Consider the following 15295-nt stretch of genomic DNA (forward strand, 5'->3'; position numbering starts at 1 on the left):
TTTAATACCAAATTGCTAGCTGGTTCTATCTATGGCAAGGCTAATTTTACCTGTTAGACAGAGCAATTTAACAATAATTTTTCCTAAACTTATAAAGCACATATTTTGTTCTAAAAGCAAACGCTCAACTTTAACAATCTTGGCATGCAAATTGCCTTTAGAAGCGACATACAGTGCTAATTCTTTGATTCTCACAGTTTTAGCTTTTACTACTGCACAAATTAATTCTGCAAATGTTTTAATTCGTGCTGGGTGCCAATCTAAAAATATGTATAATATTTGGTATAGTGATTGAGAGTCCATTAATACCTCCTGTTGCTTATTCTCAGCGGAGATTAGTGACTCTCAGTCCATAGTACCCTACAATTTTTGTAAAGATGGTATTAGGATAGAAAAAAGTTTTTGTTTGGGAGGTATTAATAATGTGGATATTAGCTGCGTTATGGCTGTTGTAGATTGATAAAAAGCATTTTTGATATGATCAAAGCCATAGGTAAATAATGAAAACAATTGTCTTTCAATGGTTTTGTACCGTTTTATTCGGATGGGATTTAAGGCATTTTGTATTATTCCATTTTTGACTATTAAAGCTGAAGCAATAGCAGTTATCACTAATAATTTTTCAAATCTATCCAATTTTACAATGTGACTTTTTTCAATATCAAAACCACCGCTTTTTAGGTGCAAAAATAGTCGTTCAACACTCCAACGAAATTTATATAAAGCAAAAATATCTTGCTCTATTTCAATTGAAGACACCAGAACCATCAGCTCGCTCTTATCATTTCTATATGCGGTAAAATTAACCTTTCTATTCCATAATATACCACTACAAGCCCTATACTCTAATACCAATTGTAATAATTAACACGGTGTGTTTATCCAGTCTCTATACATAATTGATTTTACTAAATCTACATTATGAGCAAATTGATTCCAAGCATAACAAGCCATAGTGACGATATCTTCATATACACCATAACATTGGTTAGACAAGAAATGATTTTTGATCCATTCCCAAACTTGTTCCATTGCATTAAGTTCCGGTGCATAGGGCGGAAGCGGTATCAAAGTGATATTGCTTGGCACAGTTAGTTTTTTGGCTGTGTGCCAACCTGCATTATCCGTTAGTAAAGCTATATGTCGGTTGCCTTGAATACTGCGAGAAAGCTCTTCTAAGAATTTATTCATTGCCTGTGTGTTTGCATATGGTAAAATTAATGCAAAAGCTTCTCCTGTATCATGGCAAGCAGCTCCATAAATATATGTTGAAATGAATTGCTGTTGCCGAACTTTACGGGGTCTAGTGCCACGCTTAGCCCATATACGAGTTAAGCTACCTTGTTGCCCAACTCGAGTTTCATCCTGAGACCATATATCAACTTTACATCTATCGATATTTTTTGGTAATAATTTTGTTAACATGTCTGGGAAGTTTTTTTATATGTATTTTGAGTCTCTTGATTTGACTTTGGATGCATTGAACGAGAAATAATCCAGCTAAAACCAAGGCGGTGCATAGTATTGTAGACTGTTTTTAAAGCGCATTTAGCACCATATTCCTCAAGTAACATGATATGTAGCTCCTTTCCAGTTATATACCCACCAGTTTTACTTTCACTGAGCGTATTGATTTTATCAAAAAGAGCAGACTCTTGTATAGTGTTAATCTTCCTAGGGGCGCCGCTTCTTTGTGATTCAAATAATCCTTCAAAACCATGATTCCTAAATCTTCTGAGCCATGATTGCACAGTTTTCCAGTGTGACTTCACTATTTCAGATATGGCTTTTAAAGATTTGCCTAATTGAAGGTGATACATCGCCAATAAACGTATACGATTTCGACCATGCGGCTCATGTTTCATCATTTTTATAAAATCATGACCATGAAAACCTTGTGGTAATATTAACCTAGCCATTTGAGTACCTTTATCAGTTAAAAACCCATTTTACACCACTGCGTTAATTATTGCAATTGGTATAAGGCTTTAACATCACTAAATATTCTTTCAATGGTTAAAGTTCTTAAACCTTTTGTAAGACGAATTTTATGATCCATTTTTAATGGAATAACAAACTTTAGATGGTTATTTATCAGAAAGTCTAACCATTCTTTATTCATAAATTCTCTATCAGCAAGCAAATATTTTATTCTTTCAACGCCAAAATTATTACTCAATAACTAACCAGCTGAAGCTGGTAGGTTGAAGTTGCGACTAGAAGTCACGGATTTACTCTAAAGAGATATTCATTACATTATTAGGCTGATGTGCATCTGAATGATTGTTAATGTAGTTATTGATTATATCATCAGTGACATTACCACTGGTTGAGCTAAAGAAGCCCCTAGCCCAAAAGTGGCGTCCCCAGTAAGTTTTTCTAATTTCAGGAAATTCTTGCTGAATTTTATATGATGAACGTCCTTTAGCTGCTTTAACAAACTGACTAATGGATATATGAGGTGGAATTTCAGCCATAATATGGACATGATCGGCAGATAATATTCCATTGATGATTTTGATACCAAGATATTCTGCTACCTGAGCAATAATTTCTCTAATTCTAATCCTGAGGTTACCTGTGAGTACTTTGTATCGATACTTAGTAATCCAAACGATATGGAAGCGGTGGTAAAATACGGTGTGGCTAGACTTACTATAATCAGTCATATATATTATTCTCTATTCAGAGAATAATATATATGATAACATTAGTAAATTGAAATATTTTAGAACAAGGACTGAAGTCTTTTCCGGCTGAAGCCGGAGGTTTTAACCAAATTTTGGGACAATAAATTTCTGTAAAAATTCCTTCATAAATTCTGCAGAACACCCGCCACCATGCGACAAAGTCTTCCAGAATATTGGCACCGATATTTTACCAATTACCATTACTAAAAATAAAATATTAATATCGGATTTACCAAATTTCCAACTTGTCCTATCCATTGCTACGACATAATTTTTTGAAGCAAAAAAGCTTAATAGCAAATAGCCAACCTTCATATAATCAAAATTAAAATCTTTTAAAAAACGATAAATTCTATGAGTTTTTGACGTCGCTTTAGCATCACCTAAAATACCAAGTGCTAAACCTTTTTGATAAATTGAGCTGCCCGTCAGCAAACTAATTACCATACCAACCAAACATTTTAATCTTGATTTATTTCCGTCTATATATAAAATCAATTCTTGAAGTATTATATTATGCATTTTGTTATAAAAATACCTACCTTATACTACTTCACACCACTCTAAATCAACCATTCTTCTTCATCTTCTCAAAATTGTAGGGTACTATACTCTCAGTCACTTATTCAATTTATTATTTTAACCCTCCTGTAAAATCTGTGGGATACTTATATCTTTAAATTATGATATAAGTAATGGTAAGAGGGTGATTTGAGGGGTACTTGATTGAGATAATCGAGCATAGAATAAGTACCCTCTTACAAAGTTTGCTTTGAACAAATTGCAGAAGGTGTTGGAAGTAGCAGCCTTGCACAATAAGACGAAGGAGATTATATCATGAGTAAAATAATAGGTCTAGATGTAAGTAAACAATGGCTTGATATATGTGTATATAATACAAGCGATAAACCTAAATATCATCGTTTTGCCAATGATGCAGCTGGTCATGAAGAGGTGATTAAATTAGCAAAAGAGCAAGAGATTAAGCTAATAATATGTGAACCCACTGGAGGATACGAAGCTGAGATTTGTCAAAAGCTGTATAATAATAAGCAACAAATACATAAGGTCAATACATATAGTTTTAATTCTTTTAGTAAATCGGTAAATTTGTGTAAAACTGATAGGAAGGATGCATTTAAATTAGCATATTATGGTGATAAGATGCAGCTTTCAGCGAATTATATATATCAAGTTGAATCAGAGAATTTGAAGAGATATAAGCAAAGACGAGAAGATTTAGTATTAATGCTTAGCAATGAAAAGAAAAGACTACATCATAGTATTGATGGTATTGATAAAGATAGTATAGAAAAACACATTAAATTCTTACAAAATGAAATAGCTGAGCTTGATAAGAAGTTAAACAAAACAATAGATGAGTCAGAAGAGTTAAAAGAGAAGGTAAAAATATTAGAGACTGTACCTGGTATTGGTAAATGTTTGGCTACAAAACTAATTAGTTTTGTACCTGAATTAGGGGATAAAAATTATAGTAGTAATGAATTGTCAGCAATTGTGGGGATAGCTCCGTACGCCCGTGATAGTGGTAATAAGCAAGGACGAAGATTTATTAGGGGAGGCAGAAAAATACCACGGGATGCTTTATACATGGCGGTATTAACTGGCAAAAATGGTTTTCAATATTTAAAAACTTTATACAATAGGCTTGTTAATAATTTTAAACCTAAGAAAGTTGCGATAGTTGCTTGTATGCGTAAGCTACTTGAAGTTTGCCATAAACTTATTCAACAAAAACGTTGTTTTATTATTTAGATAAATATTTTTTTGAAAATTTAGATAAAAGATAATTGCTATGGGGGATGACAACCTTCGCAGGGATGACACAAAACAGGATTGCCTCAATGCCACTAAAGCGATTCCTCGCAATACTCTCTGAATCTGGCTCCCGACTTCAGTGTTGTTGTGCCAAAAAATGGCTGACAGAAGAGGAAATGATAAAATTTGCAGGCACAACAAATTATTTATTTTAGTTGTCGCTACACATATTTGTTCGAATATAAAAATTTCAAAATAATCCTATAATAATTATTAGCTTTACTACTTGATTATTTCTTTTACTCTCCTGATGATATTAAATAAGGAATAGTGCTAATCGGTAAATTCATTGCTTTATAAATAATCTTTGCCTCATCTGATACCGGGGATGGAATGCCAAATACTCTTTTATCTTTAATGTGTACTACACTGGTAATCTCCACCCCAATTAGTGCCTTACGTAATCGTTCCGGTGATAGTTTAATTGACTGTAAATTTACTCGATATTCTAAATGCCTGATACATACTAACGCCATAAAACATAAAGCAATATGTGCCTTGATTCTGCTAGGACTCCAATGATAAATTGGTCTAATCTTAATATCGTGTTTACTAATTCGAAATGTTTCTTCAATTTGCCACAATCCTTTATAACGAGACAATATATACGCTACATCAACATTTTCTAGGTTACTAATAACTCCATGCAAACCATCCCATTTGCTATCTTCCTCTATCTTTTGCTCGTTTACTGTAAACTTATCATTATTATTAATTATTAAATATTTTTTATAACCACTAGCAGAAATTAACGACTTAACTCCTTTACTTTTGTTCATTTTTTTCATTAATTTCTTCAATGCTTGCTCTCTATCTTGAGCATCTTTATAAGCCCTTTTGCTACTATAGCTCATAATCAGTTTGCGACCCTTTTCAGCTAGTTCAATTATTTTTCCCTTATATTCTTCTGCATCAACGGTTAATGGCTGATAATCATCATTATTTAAGATTTTAGCTGTAATATCCTTAGTCATATTCTTAATTTTAGCACCTACTATATATTGATAGCCAGCCTGTTCTAATAGAGCTAAATTTTCATTATTCAACATACCGCTGTCTGCTACAAACACTACTTTATCAATAGCAAACCTGCCTTTCAAGCTATCTAAAGCTTTCAATAAAGTATGACCTTCATAGGTCGCCCCAGGAAATATCTCATAACCGATTGGAATACCATTATTAGTAACAAAAATGCTCAGCATTACCTGTACTTCATTGAATTTATGATCTTTACTAAACCCCTTACTCTTCAACTCATCTTCAGTAAATGATTCAAAATAAAGAGTTGTTGCATCATAAAATAGTACATCGATTTTTTCTTTAAACAACTTTTGAGTGCTAAGTAAAGCACACTGCTCGATTTTCTCAACCACCTTATCATCTATTTTATCCATAGTTTTGTATACCGAATCAAGCTTTAAATCTACTCCATAATTATTGACCAATAAATTGACTGTTTCACGCTTACTAGTTGGGTTAGCAATACGAGCTAAAACAACATTGCGTATTATGTTTATGCTTGACACTTCCCTGGCAGGATTAGGTAAGATTCTATTAAAACCAAGTTGGTCATAAATTTTTCCATACACCTCATGAATGCCGATGATAGTGCTTCCTTGACTACGTAAATTGCTGATATCATCAATAGGTTGTATTTGTTCTTTCTCGTACCGCTGTCTAGCTGACATTGCCATCGATACTATATCCTTGTCTGGGATAAGATTAGGTTGAGTGCTACTAGCGATTTCAACCTTAATGAATTCAGCAAGCTCTATTAGTTTAGTTATTTCTTCTTGGTCTGATGCACTACCAATATGTCGAACAACCCGTTGTTTTACTTTATTAGTTATGGGATCGCGTATCCCTTCTACTAGTTGAACAGCGTTAACATTACGGGTAGCAGATTTTTTGACTCTAACGAACATATCAGTAGCATATTTAAAACTAATTGTTGGTTAGTATATCTACTAAAATATTGTATGTCAATAATAAAAATATATGGAGGCACAACAAACGCCCTCTAATTAACAAAACCTTTTTTCTCCTGCTTTTTCTATACACTTATCTTTAACTATTTTCCGAAGTCACGTCAATTCGGGATAAGGATATTGTGAACATGTAGATTAAAATCAAATTTTGTTGAAGGTTTATTTTTCTTTAATGAGTAAGCAACAAGAGTAGATAATATATGGACAAAGGCATTTATTGGTGATCTATGTCTAGTATGTTCAAGGTTCATTTTATTTTTTAGATAATCAAAAACTGTTTCAATTAAGTTACGCTTTCGAAGTAAGATTTTTTCTTTCAAATCCATTAATTTATTTTCCATATTCTTCTTAATTCCATGAATCATTTTTAAGCCTCTTTCATATAAATTTAAGAACAAATTTTGCTTAATATAACCTTTATCAGCTGCTATAATTCCAGTTAATCTTTTTGTTAACTCCGGTACTGGAACCCTATCATCTACATTGCCTTTGGTCACTTTTAATGCCATAAACTCCCCTTTATTATTGATTATTACATGTAATTTAAAACCATAAAAATACCCCATAGAGGATTTACTATGTTTGGCTAATCCTTTAAAAACTTTATTGCTATAACGCCTTTTATTGTGACAAGCTTTAATCGTTGTAGAGTCAATAAAATAAATACCTGTTTCCTCACCAAACAACAAATGAATCAACATATTTAGCGGTATGAATAATCGTGCCATTAATTCAACAAATCTATTATAACTCAAGGCTTTGGGAAAATCATCCTTATGCATGCACTCTATATAACTTTTATAGAAAAATTTAAAATTCTTAGCATAGGATGTATGAAACATAATTATTATTGTTAACATTTCACTTAGACTCATGCTACAACAGCGATTTCTTTGCTTATTTGATGGTAATAACTTTCTCTGTTCATACTCCAAATAAATTTTACAAAAATCATCTATAAAACTATATAATTCTGTGATATCTTTTTTCATGCCTGTAGTTTGTTTTTTTGTTTAAAAATATAAATACTGCAGGCACTCCTTTTTGACAATCCTTTTATCTATTACTATTTCATCTATATCTTATCCCGAACTGACGTAAGTCAGGACAACCTTCGCAGGGATGACACAAAACAGGATTGCCTCAATGCCACTAAAGCGATTCCTCGCAATACTCTCTGAATCTGGCTTAACACTAATCAGGTTAGCTATAAATCCTCTAAGCTCCATTTTGCTCTAGGGCAAAAATCGAGTGAGTTAATAAGATTATTTTGCAGCCGTTCTAGCCCAGCATAAGCAATCATAGCCGCATTATCGGTGCATAAATGTGCTGGTGGTACTAAAAGTACATATCCTTGTTTTTCTGCTTGATGCTTAAGTATAGTTTTCAAATAACCATTAGCGGCAACTCCACCGGCAAGTACACAAGTGTTTTGTAGTAATGCCGACTTACCGATAAATTCCTCATACATTTTAAAGCTATTAAGCATTTTTACTGACAAGATTTCTCCAACTACATATTGAAAACTGGCGGCTATATCATTAATTTCTTGTTCACCTATAGGTTGTAATTTGGATATTAATATGCGTACTGCCGTCTTTAAACCTGAAAATGACATGTCACAGCCAGCTTGATGAATAATGGGTTTTGGCAAAACATACTTAGATGGATTGCCAAATTTTGCTCTTTTCTCAATTTCTACGCCTCCAGGAAAAGGCAAATTTAGTATTTTAGCTACTTTATCAAAGCACTCCCCTACCGAATCATCGATAGTCCGTCCTAAAATTTTATATTTACCCAATGCTTGGACTGCGACAAATTGGCAATGCCCACCTGAAACTAATAGAAATAAATATGGGTATTCAGCCTTATTGGTTAATCTAGCAGTAAGTAAATGCCCCTCTAAATGGTTAACTGCAATAAAGGGCTTTTTTAAGATGCTAGCAACTATTCTGCCAAACATTGAGCCAACTATTACCCCACCTATCAAGCCAGGACCGGAAGTAGCTGCGATTCCATCTATATTAGATAGTTCAAGATGAGTTTCATCTAAAACATACCTAACTGCTTTTTCTAAATTTTGCAAATGTGACCTAGCAGCGATTTCCGGCACCACCCCTTGAAAAGCCTTATGCTCTTGGTGTTGGGAAATAACAATATTTGATAAAATCTCTTTATCTGAGGTAACTATTGCTACGCCAGTATCATCACAACTTGATTCAATACCTAATATTTTAATTATTGCAATTTCTCCTTGTTAATTAAAGTGATCAGAAATTGCTTCGTCGTGCGGTTTCCGCACTCCTCGCAATGACGTTTTATGCTGTTTAATACTTATAGAATAAAAATTGTAGGGTGGAGTTACGCTCGACCTCTTTGTTGTTTTGCCCTTCTGGCTTCTAAACCAGATTGAGTAACTTTTTTAACTTCTTCAAGTATTTTTGTTTGTATCCCCTCTTTACTATCTTTAGATTTTGAAAATATCTTACTAATTTCTAGGCTTTCAGTTAACACATTCTCTACCTTGTGAATCTTATCTAATTTTCCAGGTGTAATTTTTTTCATAAAATAATTTGATAAATCAGATAATCCAATTTTTTGACAAAAATTTGCTACTTTATAACAGACCTTATCGCCACCAGTTAAATCAGGTGCCTTTATGTTTATTAGTCTGACTGTTTCTTTAATATTGTCTTTATAATCTTGCTCTTGCTTTATGCTATTAACATCCTCTTTAGTAAGATAATTTCCTGCCTTAAGATGGGTAAGCAACTTATCATAAAACTGTTCTACTTGTTCTGCCTGTACTTCTTTATTGAGTGTTTTATTAACAAAATTATCAATCACCGGAATTAATTTATCACCAACGACTTGATATTGATCGTGCATTTTTTGCTTGTATTCTTGACTCAGAATATCTTTTGCCACCTCTGAATTCTCCACCATAGACTTATAGGTTTTGCCCGAAATACTTGTTATATCTAATGCAGTTGCTTGAGTAAGAAACTCTGTTTCAGATTTTGATAGTTGCAGCTTCTTCTTATCTTTTTCAGATACAATATATTCTACTGGATCTAGACTTGTTGTAGTCTTGCGAGTTTTAGAAACCGCAACTTCTACCTGTTGCCATTTATTATCTGCGTTTTTCTGCCATTGTTGTTCCTGAACGACTTCCGTAATCGGGGCAGTTGGAACTTTTATTTGATAATTATTGTCATGAGCCCATTGCAAAGCATTCTTTCCTTCAATTTCAATATCATAATTAGCGGCATAGGCTACTGGATCTTGTATTTGTGAGTAAGCAAAAGATTCTAACCACTGACCTTGTTTAAATGCAGGAGAGACACTGCTAAATTTGCTCACTATCTCTGCTGATTTTGCTACCTCTTTCATGTTAGTGAGGTTTTCTTTTATATTTTCCTTATAACATTGCTTTAATTCATCAAAATTATTAATAGACGTAACTTTCTGATTATTACCCTGAAATCTAGCTGCTACAATAATGCCTGCAGGGTTAAAGTCAACTTGTTGTAATTCAGCAATTCGTTGATCCACTATAGCATCTATTGCCTTCTCATCAAGTTGCATAATCATTTGTTTCAATGAGTCACTATATTTTTCGACACTAAATGATAAGTCACCTTTTTCAATGGCGTCATCATAGCCAAAGTAATTAAAAGATTTATATGTTGACTGAATCATAGCTGGAAAATCTTGATGAAACTCCACAAAAGATCTCCCATGATCAATTTTAGTTACAGTTTTACCATCTTGTACCATCAAATTACCAGCATGGTAATCTATCTCTCCTAACATATGGCAAGCAGCAATTACCTTTTCAAATCCTTCTAGTTTCTGTAACTCCTTCTTATTTCCTTCCAGGAAAGTCTTTGGAGAGCCAGAAAATGTAGAAAATTGCTCAGCATTGTTAAAGAATTTAGAGCGAACAAAAAGTGAATTTGGATTTTCCAGATTAGGTTTTACTAATTCTTCTTTAGGAGCCCGATCATATAAGAGTAATTGATATAGGCTAGAGCCTATCAACTCTTGCACGCCGTCTCTTCTATCACTCAAAGCTTGTTGTTGTTTTTCATCATCTAGAGCCAAACAATCAGCATGACTTTTATAAAATTGCTTTAAAATGAAAGTATTACCGCTAACCTCTTCTTGAGCAATATAGCCAGCCGATACACCATCTTGCTTAGCCCCTTTTTTTGAAAAATCATTTTGATGTGCCACTCCCTTATCACGTAACATATCTTTGACAGCTTTGAATTTTGGATCTTTATTTAAATCTTTTTTCTTGTTCTCGACCTCAGCTTGCCATATTATATTTTTTTCTTCAAAAGGTGCATTTATAACTTCTCTTATTTTCTCATATTCATGTTCAGGAAATGAGTCATTTATTATTGTTGATATTTTTTGTAAAGCTTCAACATTAAGGTCTAATTGCTTTAATTGGTATTTATAGGTAGTATTATATAAATTTAGCTCTTCTGGTGATGGATTTTGAGGAAGATTTACTGTAACCATGGCAATTACTTCGCATGCTGTAAGTATTTCCTGATTTCTAACTTGCTCATTAGTTTTTAATGCTTCAAAGAGCTGGTCTTGTAAGGACTCTTTAGTAACTTGCTCTTTAGACATAAAAACCTATTCTCTATCTTAACTTTTCTAACTTTAGTTTATTCGACTAATCCATTTTTGTCAAAGTATAAAACTAAGGTGGTCCCCTTTGTCTAGACAAAAATTTAGATAAATAGAGATATAATTCACAAAAATTAAATTGTTGTTTTTATACAATATTTTTTTCAAAATATACACATTCTGGATTTTTATAATCCAAAGCTTGATGTATCCTTTGTCTATTATAAAAGTCCATATATTCGTTAATTGCTGTCTTTGCCTCCTTTACTGTTGTTAAAATAATCCGATAAATTTTTTCCTGTTTTAATGATCGCCAAAAACGTTCAATAAAAATATTATCTAAGGCTCGTCCCTTACCATCCATACTAATCAAGATATTATGTAGCTTTAGCATACTAATAAAATTCTCCGAGGTAAATTGTACTCCTTGATCAGTATTAAATATTTTTGGCATACCATATTTTTCTATAGCGTCTTCAAGGGCTGTTACACAAAATTCACTTTCCAAACTAATGGAGATTCGCCAACTTAGAATATAACGACTATACCAGTCAATAATAGCTACTAAATATACGAACCCTTGGCTCAGTCTTATATACGTTATATCTGCACTCCAAACCTGGTTTGGCAATACTATTTCTAATCCTTTTAGTAAATAAGGATATATTTTATGCACTTGATTCCTCTTGCTTAAATTTATTTTAGGATAAACAGCTTCAAGACCCATTATCTTGTAGTAACGTCTAACAGCTTTACGACCTACCGAAAAACCTTGGGCTTGTAAATATTTAGCCATCCGCCGCATACCATAATATGGATGCATAGTATAGGTCTCATCAATTATTGCCATAATCTTGATATCTTGTTCACTAATACCAGTAGGTTGATAGTAATAGGTTGACCTGCTAATATCCAATAACTTACACTGTTGTACAATTGTTAACTTATTATGATTAGGCTCTATCATATTACACCTAACCTTTAATTCTAAACAATGCAGATTTTTTTTTGAGCCAGTCACACTCAACGCTTAACTGACCAATTTGCTCATATAGATTCTTGATTAACCCCTGCTGATTTGGATCAGCACTCTGTGTTTTATTCTTAAAACCTTGTACTAACAACTCAAGACCTTGTGTTTTCCAGTTACTGATCTGTGTTGCATGAACACCATACTTACTGGTTATCTGGGCTATTGTTAGCTCTCCCTTAATTGCTTCTATGACAATTTTGGCTTTCTCCTCAGCACTATATTGCCTTACTTGTTTTTTCATCTCTAGCTCTCCTTGTTTGCTAAAGAATTCTATCTCATTTTTCTTATTTTTCTGTCCAAAATATTGGAACCATTATAGTCAGCGAGATCCGAGGGCATTTAGAAGAAATATATCAAACTGATGTATCTGGTGACTTGATATCCACCATAACAGATGGGGTAATAGAAGAAGTAACTAGGTGGCAAAATCGTTGTTTAGATAGGGTGTATCCAATATTATACTTGGACTGTATCTATGTAAAATCTAGAGACAATCACATAGTAATAAATAAAGCAGTATATTTAGCACTTGCTGTAAATATAGAAGGGAAAAAGGAGTTACTTGGCATTTGGATAGGCAAAAATGAAGGTGCTAAATTTTGGATGCAAGTAGTTACTGAGTTAAAGAATCGAGGAATTGAACAAATTTATGTTGCTTGTGTGGATGGTTTAAAGGGCTTTCCAGAAGCGATAAGCAGCGTATTCCTGAGTACTATAGTACAATTATGTATTGTACATATGGTTCGCAATTCAGTAAAGTATGTGTCATATAAAGATTTAAAAGAGGTCACATCAGATCTAAAACAAATTTATACAGCTAATAATGACGAAATGGCACGTTTAAAACTTCAGCAATTTGGTGTAAAATGGGATAAAAAATATCCGGTAATTTCTGATATTTGGCAACGTAATTGGTCTGGGATAATACCGTTTTTTGCCTTTCCTGAAGAGAACAGAAAGGTAATTTATACTACTAACACTATAGAATCTGTAAATCGTCAAATTAGAAAAATTATCAAAAATAAGGGGGTGTTTCCAGATGATAAGTCAATTCAAAAAATAATATTTTTATCCTTACAAAATGCAGCCAAAAAATGGACCATGCCTATTAAAGATTGGTCTTTAGCTTTAAATCAATTTGAAATACTTTGTGGAGATTTTAAATATGATTTATTGGAAAATAAAAAATGAACTTTGTGAGTAGACCTAACCAATTGCTTGGTTAAGCCCCTCCTCAGAACCGGACATGCAGAGCTACCGCATCCGGCTCCCGAAAGGTAAGATAGGCTTGTACCCTATTTTTTTTTGTTGGTTTTAGAACATTGAAATGGTCTTCCACTTATTTGGAAAGTCGACCCTTTTGAGTATTTCAGCTAATCTTTGCCAATTCATCTTACGCTTCCCACCCATTCTATTAAACCACCCATATATTGCTCGCCTAGTTTGGTGAATAAATGAACTTACTCGTCTTTGATTATCTGATATACCATGATAATTGATCCACCCCTTTGTAGCTCTAATGACTTGCAATAATATCTGTTCTTTGCCCCTCTCATTAAGGTGACTTCGTAGATATTCTCTTAGCCCTTTAAGCTTCTCGGTAAATCGATCTTTCCTTGTGGTATATTTTAATCTCCATATGTTACCAAACCTTGATTTACCCCAATAGCAAGTAAAGCCAAGAAAATTATAACTCTTGATCTTCTTACCTTGCTTAGCTAAGTCCTCAGCATGGTATCTACCGGACTGAATCATCTGCGATTTAGCTTCATTGATGTTCAAGCCATACTTGTTTAATCTTTTGGGCAAAACCTCATAAAACTTCCTCGCGTCTTCTTCATTCTCAAAGACGAACACCATATCGTCACAATACCTCACCATTCCAGTTTGCCCTCTTATGTTTTCCTTGCTGATTTTAGCAAACCAACAGTCAATAACATAATGTAGGAAGACATTTGCCAAAATTGGTGATGTTTTAGACCCTTGGCGGCATCCTTCCTTGTTAGTAACTGTAATGCCGTTTTCTATAATTGGTGTTTCCATCAGTTTCATAACTAGTCTTAGGAATCTTTTGTCAGATATTCTCTTTCTTAGGAATCCCATCAACTCAGAATGTTTGATTGAATTGAAGCACTTAGTTATATCAATTTCAACTACAGCTCCTTTATTGAAGTTATACGTAAGTCTATTCAACTCCTTAAGTGCATCATGGGCGTTTAATTTAGGTCGAAACCCGTAAGAACATTTTAAGAATATTGGCTCGAACACTGAGTTTAATATCTTGCTTACTGCCGACTCGATTATCTTGTCTTCAAAGCATGATATTACCAAAGGTCTTTTGCCTCCATCTTCTTTTGGAATCAATGTAATTCGTGCAGGTTTAGCTTGATATTGCCCCTTGCGAATTTTAGTAAGGAGCGAGAGCAAATTTGCTTCCAACTTCTTACCATAAACCGCTTTGGTTATACCATCTATTCCTACAGCTTTCTTGCTATCAAGTTCCTTATATTGTTCTTCTAACATCTTTAAATCAATAATATGTCCAAGATTATTAAACTTTATGTCTTGATTTTGTGATGATAGCAACTTTATACGCTCAAGTTTCGTTGACCATGTATTTCCGTCTATGCTGTGTACGGTCATTGTTTCCCTCTTACGTTCTTACCTTTCTGTCAGCCCTTCGCTCCACTCCCATTACGAAGCTTCATCACTACTACAACTGACTCAGCCATCCTTAACACCATCTCCAAAGCCTTATGTTTCGGCACTTGTACTTTGAATACTTACTTAACTCAGTAAGAGTTATAAGGACTTCTCAAGTTGTGTCATTAATCTCTACAAACTCGCTGACGCCTGAGACCCCGATGGTTGAAAACTTTCGGATTTTCGCTAGTTTGACCTCTAGTTTTCTCTTGTCTACTGCGTTGTGTAGCACATCGACTTCCACTACCAATATCATTTCAGGGCTATCACGTTCACCATTTGGTTTCGGCTCGGATGTTTCGCTGTCTACGCTTTACTACTGTCGTTACCTTCAGCAGCACAAGACTCGCTATATGGTGGAGCTAGCTACTCCTTCCATAACAGGACTTTCACCC

At 33.8% G+C, this 15295-nt stretch carries 16 protein-coding genes; 2 read left to right on the plus strand and 14 right to left on the minus strand.

The window, feature by feature from the left end; translation table 11 throughout:
- Nucleotides 1–15: 15 nt before the first annotated feature.
- From NBW66_RS13155 to NBW66_RS13185, 7 genes are all read right to left on the minus strand, one after another.
- On the minus strand, nt 16–303 hold the full coding sequence (locus tag NBW66_RS13155) for a hypothetical protein (protein ID WP_250311253.1): 288 nt from the start codon (nt 301–303) through the stop codon (nt 16–18).
- Between the two features lie 57 nt (nt 304–360).
- Nucleotides 361–855 carry a transposase gene (locus NBW66_RS13160; protein ID WP_250311254.1) on the minus strand — a complete coding sequence of 165 codons (495 nt, stop codon included), beginning with the start codon at nt 853–855 and terminating at the stop codon, nt 361–363.
- A gap of 9 nt (nt 856–864) precedes the next feature.
- Complete coding sequence (locus NBW66_RS13165; RefSeq protein ID WP_250310543.1) at nt 865–1425, minus strand: IS630 family transposase; 561 nt, start codon at nt 1423–1425, stop codon at nt 865–867.
- Nucleotides 1419–1919, minus strand: coding sequence for a helix-turn-helix domain-containing protein (locus NBW66_RS13170; RefSeq protein WP_250311255.1), 501 nt, complete (start codon nt 1917–1919; stop codon nt 1419–1421). The genes NBW66_RS13165 and NBW66_RS13170 overlap by 7 nt, the downstream gene beginning before the upstream one ends.
- A gap of 47 nt (nt 1920–1966) precedes the next feature.
- On the minus strand, nt 1967–2179 hold the full coding sequence (locus tag NBW66_RS13175) for a hypothetical protein (RefSeq protein WP_250311256.1): 213 nt from the start codon (nt 2177–2179) through the stop codon (nt 1967–1969).
- 52 nt (nt 2180–2231) lie between these two features.
- Complete coding sequence (gene tnpA, locus NBW66_RS13180; protein ID WP_250310592.1) at nt 2232–2669, minus strand: IS200/IS605 family transposase; 438 nt, start codon at nt 2667–2669, stop codon at nt 2232–2234.
- A gap of 102 nt (nt 2670–2771) precedes the next feature.
- Nucleotides 2772–3212: a hypothetical protein gene (locus NBW66_RS13185; RefSeq protein ID WP_250311257.1), complete on the minus strand. Its 441-nt coding sequence runs from the start codon at nt 3210–3212 to the stop codon at nt 2772–2774.
- A 315-nt stretch (nt 3213–3527) separates the two neighbouring features.
- On the opposite strand from NBW66_RS13185, the gene NBW66_RS13190 reads away from it, so the two are divergent.
- Complete coding sequence (locus NBW66_RS13190) at nt 3528–4466, plus strand: IS110 family RNA-guided transposase (RefSeq protein ID WP_250310767.1); 939 nt, start codon at nt 3528–3530, stop codon at nt 4464–4466.
- 302 nt (nt 4467–4768) lie between these two features.
- Here NBW66_RS13190 and NBW66_RS13195 read toward each other — a convergent pair whose 3' ends face one another.
- The 6 genes from NBW66_RS13195 to NBW66_RS13220 all read right to left on the minus strand — a co-directional run bounded on the left by NBW66_RS13195 (nt 4769) and on the right by NBW66_RS13220 (nt 12438).
- On the minus strand, nt 4769–6454 hold the full coding sequence (locus tag NBW66_RS13195; RefSeq protein ID WP_250311258.1) for an IS1634 family transposase: 1686 nt from the start codon (nt 6452–6454) through the stop codon (nt 4769–4771).
- Nucleotides 6455–6618: 164 nt separating this feature from the next.
- Nucleotides 6619–7509 (minus strand): IS982 family transposase, encoded by an 891-nt coding sequence (locus NBW66_RS13200; protein WP_250310582.1) that lies wholly within the window; start codon nt 7507–7509, stop codon nt 6619–6621.
- 215 nt (nt 7510–7724) lie between these two features.
- The gene (gene tsaD / locus NBW66_RS13205) at nt 7725–8759 is read right to left on the minus strand and encodes a tRNA (adenosine(37)-N6)-threonylcarbamoyltransferase complex transferase subunit TsaD (RefSeq protein ID WP_250312208.1); all 1035 of its coding nucleotides are present in this window, start codon (nt 8757–8759) and stop codon (nt 7725–7727) included.
- 119 nt (nt 8760–8878) lie between these two features.
- Complete coding sequence (gene risK1, locus NBW66_RS13210) at nt 8879–11164, minus strand: T4SS effector phosphatidylinositol 3-Kinase RisK1 (protein ID WP_250311259.1); 2286 nt, start codon at nt 11162–11164, stop codon at nt 8879–8881.
- 148 nt (nt 11165–11312) lie between these two features.
- Nucleotides 11313–12131, minus strand: coding sequence for an IS3 family transposase (locus NBW66_RS13215; RefSeq protein WP_250310573.1), 819 nt, complete (start codon nt 12129–12131; stop codon nt 11313–11315).
- A 7-nt stretch (nt 12132–12138) separates the two neighbouring features.
- A complete protein-coding gene (locus tag NBW66_RS13220) occupies nt 12139–12438 on the minus strand; it encodes a transposase (protein ID WP_250311260.1) in 300 nt (99 codons plus the stop codon).
- Nucleotides 12439–12524: 86 nt separating this feature from the next.
- Between NBW66_RS13220 and NBW66_RS13225 the strand changes: the two genes are divergently transcribed.
- Nucleotides 12525–13388 (plus strand): IS256 family transposase, encoded by an 864-nt coding sequence (locus NBW66_RS13225; protein ID WP_284346774.1) that lies wholly within the window; start codon nt 12525–12527, stop codon nt 13386–13388.
- A 123-nt stretch (nt 13389–13511) separates the two neighbouring features.
- Here NBW66_RS13225 and NBW66_RS13230 read toward each other — a convergent pair whose 3' ends face one another.
- Nucleotides 13512–14840, minus strand: coding sequence for a reverse transcriptase domain-containing protein (locus tag NBW66_RS13230; RefSeq protein ID WP_250310618.1), 1329 nt, complete (start codon nt 14838–14840; stop codon nt 13512–13514).
- Nucleotides 14841–15295 lie beyond the last annotated feature (455 nt).

The sequence above is a fragment of the Rickettsia endosymbiont of Oedothorax gibbosus genome, from assembly GCF_936269705.1.
In the GTDB taxonomy this organism is placed as follows: Bacteria; Pseudomonadota; Alphaproteobacteria; order Rickettsiales; family Rickettsiaceae; genus Tisiphia.

What these genes read in the sequence shown, in the direction of transcription:
- NBW66_RS13155 (WP_250311253.1), bottom strand. Translation starts at nt 303, where the DNA reads ATGGACTCTCAATCACTATACCAAATATTATACATATTTTTAGATTGG.
- NBW66_RS13165 (WP_250310543.1), bottom strand. Translation starts at nt 1,425, where the DNA reads ATGTTAACAAAATTATTACCAAAAAATATCGATAGATGTAAAGTTGAT.
- NBW66_RS13170 (WP_250311255.1), bottom strand. Translation starts at nt 1,919, where the DNA reads ATGGCTAGGTTAATATTACCACAAGGTTTTCATGGTCATGATTTTATA.
- tnpA (WP_250310592.1), bottom strand. Translation starts at nt 2,669, where the DNA reads ATGACTGATTATAGTAAGTCTAGCCACACCGTATTTTACCACCGCTTC.
- NBW66_RS13185 (WP_250311257.1), bottom strand. Translation starts at nt 3,212, where the DNA reads ATGCATAATATAATACTTCAAGAATTGATTTTATATATAGACGGAAAT.
- NBW66_RS13190 (WP_250310767.1), top strand. Translation starts at nt 3,528, where the DNA reads ATGAGTAAAATAATAGGTCTAGATGTAAGTAAACAATGGCTTGATATA.
- NBW66_RS13195 (WP_250311258.1), bottom strand. Translation starts at nt 6,454, where the DNA reads ATGTTCGTTAGAGTCAAAAAATCTGCTACCCGTAATGTTAACGCTGTT.
- NBW66_RS13200 (WP_250310582.1), bottom strand. Translation starts at nt 7,509, where the DNA reads ATGAAAAAAGATATCACAGAATTATATAGTTTTATAGATGATTTTTGT.
- risK1 (WP_250311259.1), bottom strand. Translation starts at nt 11,164, where the DNA reads ATGTCTAAAGAGCAAGTTACTAAAGAGTCCTTACAAGACCAGCTCTTT.
- NBW66_RS13215 (WP_250310573.1), bottom strand. Translation starts at nt 12,131, where the DNA reads ATGATAGAGCCTAATCATAATAAGTTAACAATTGTACAACAGTGTAAG.
- NBW66_RS13220 (WP_250311260.1), bottom strand. Translation starts at nt 12,438, where the DNA reads ATGAAAAAACAAGTAAGGCAATATAGTGCTGAGGAGAAAGCCAAAATT.
- NBW66_RS13230 (WP_250310618.1), bottom strand. Translation starts at nt 14,840, where the DNA reads ATGACCGTACACAGCATAGACGGAAATACATGGTCAACGAAACTTGAG.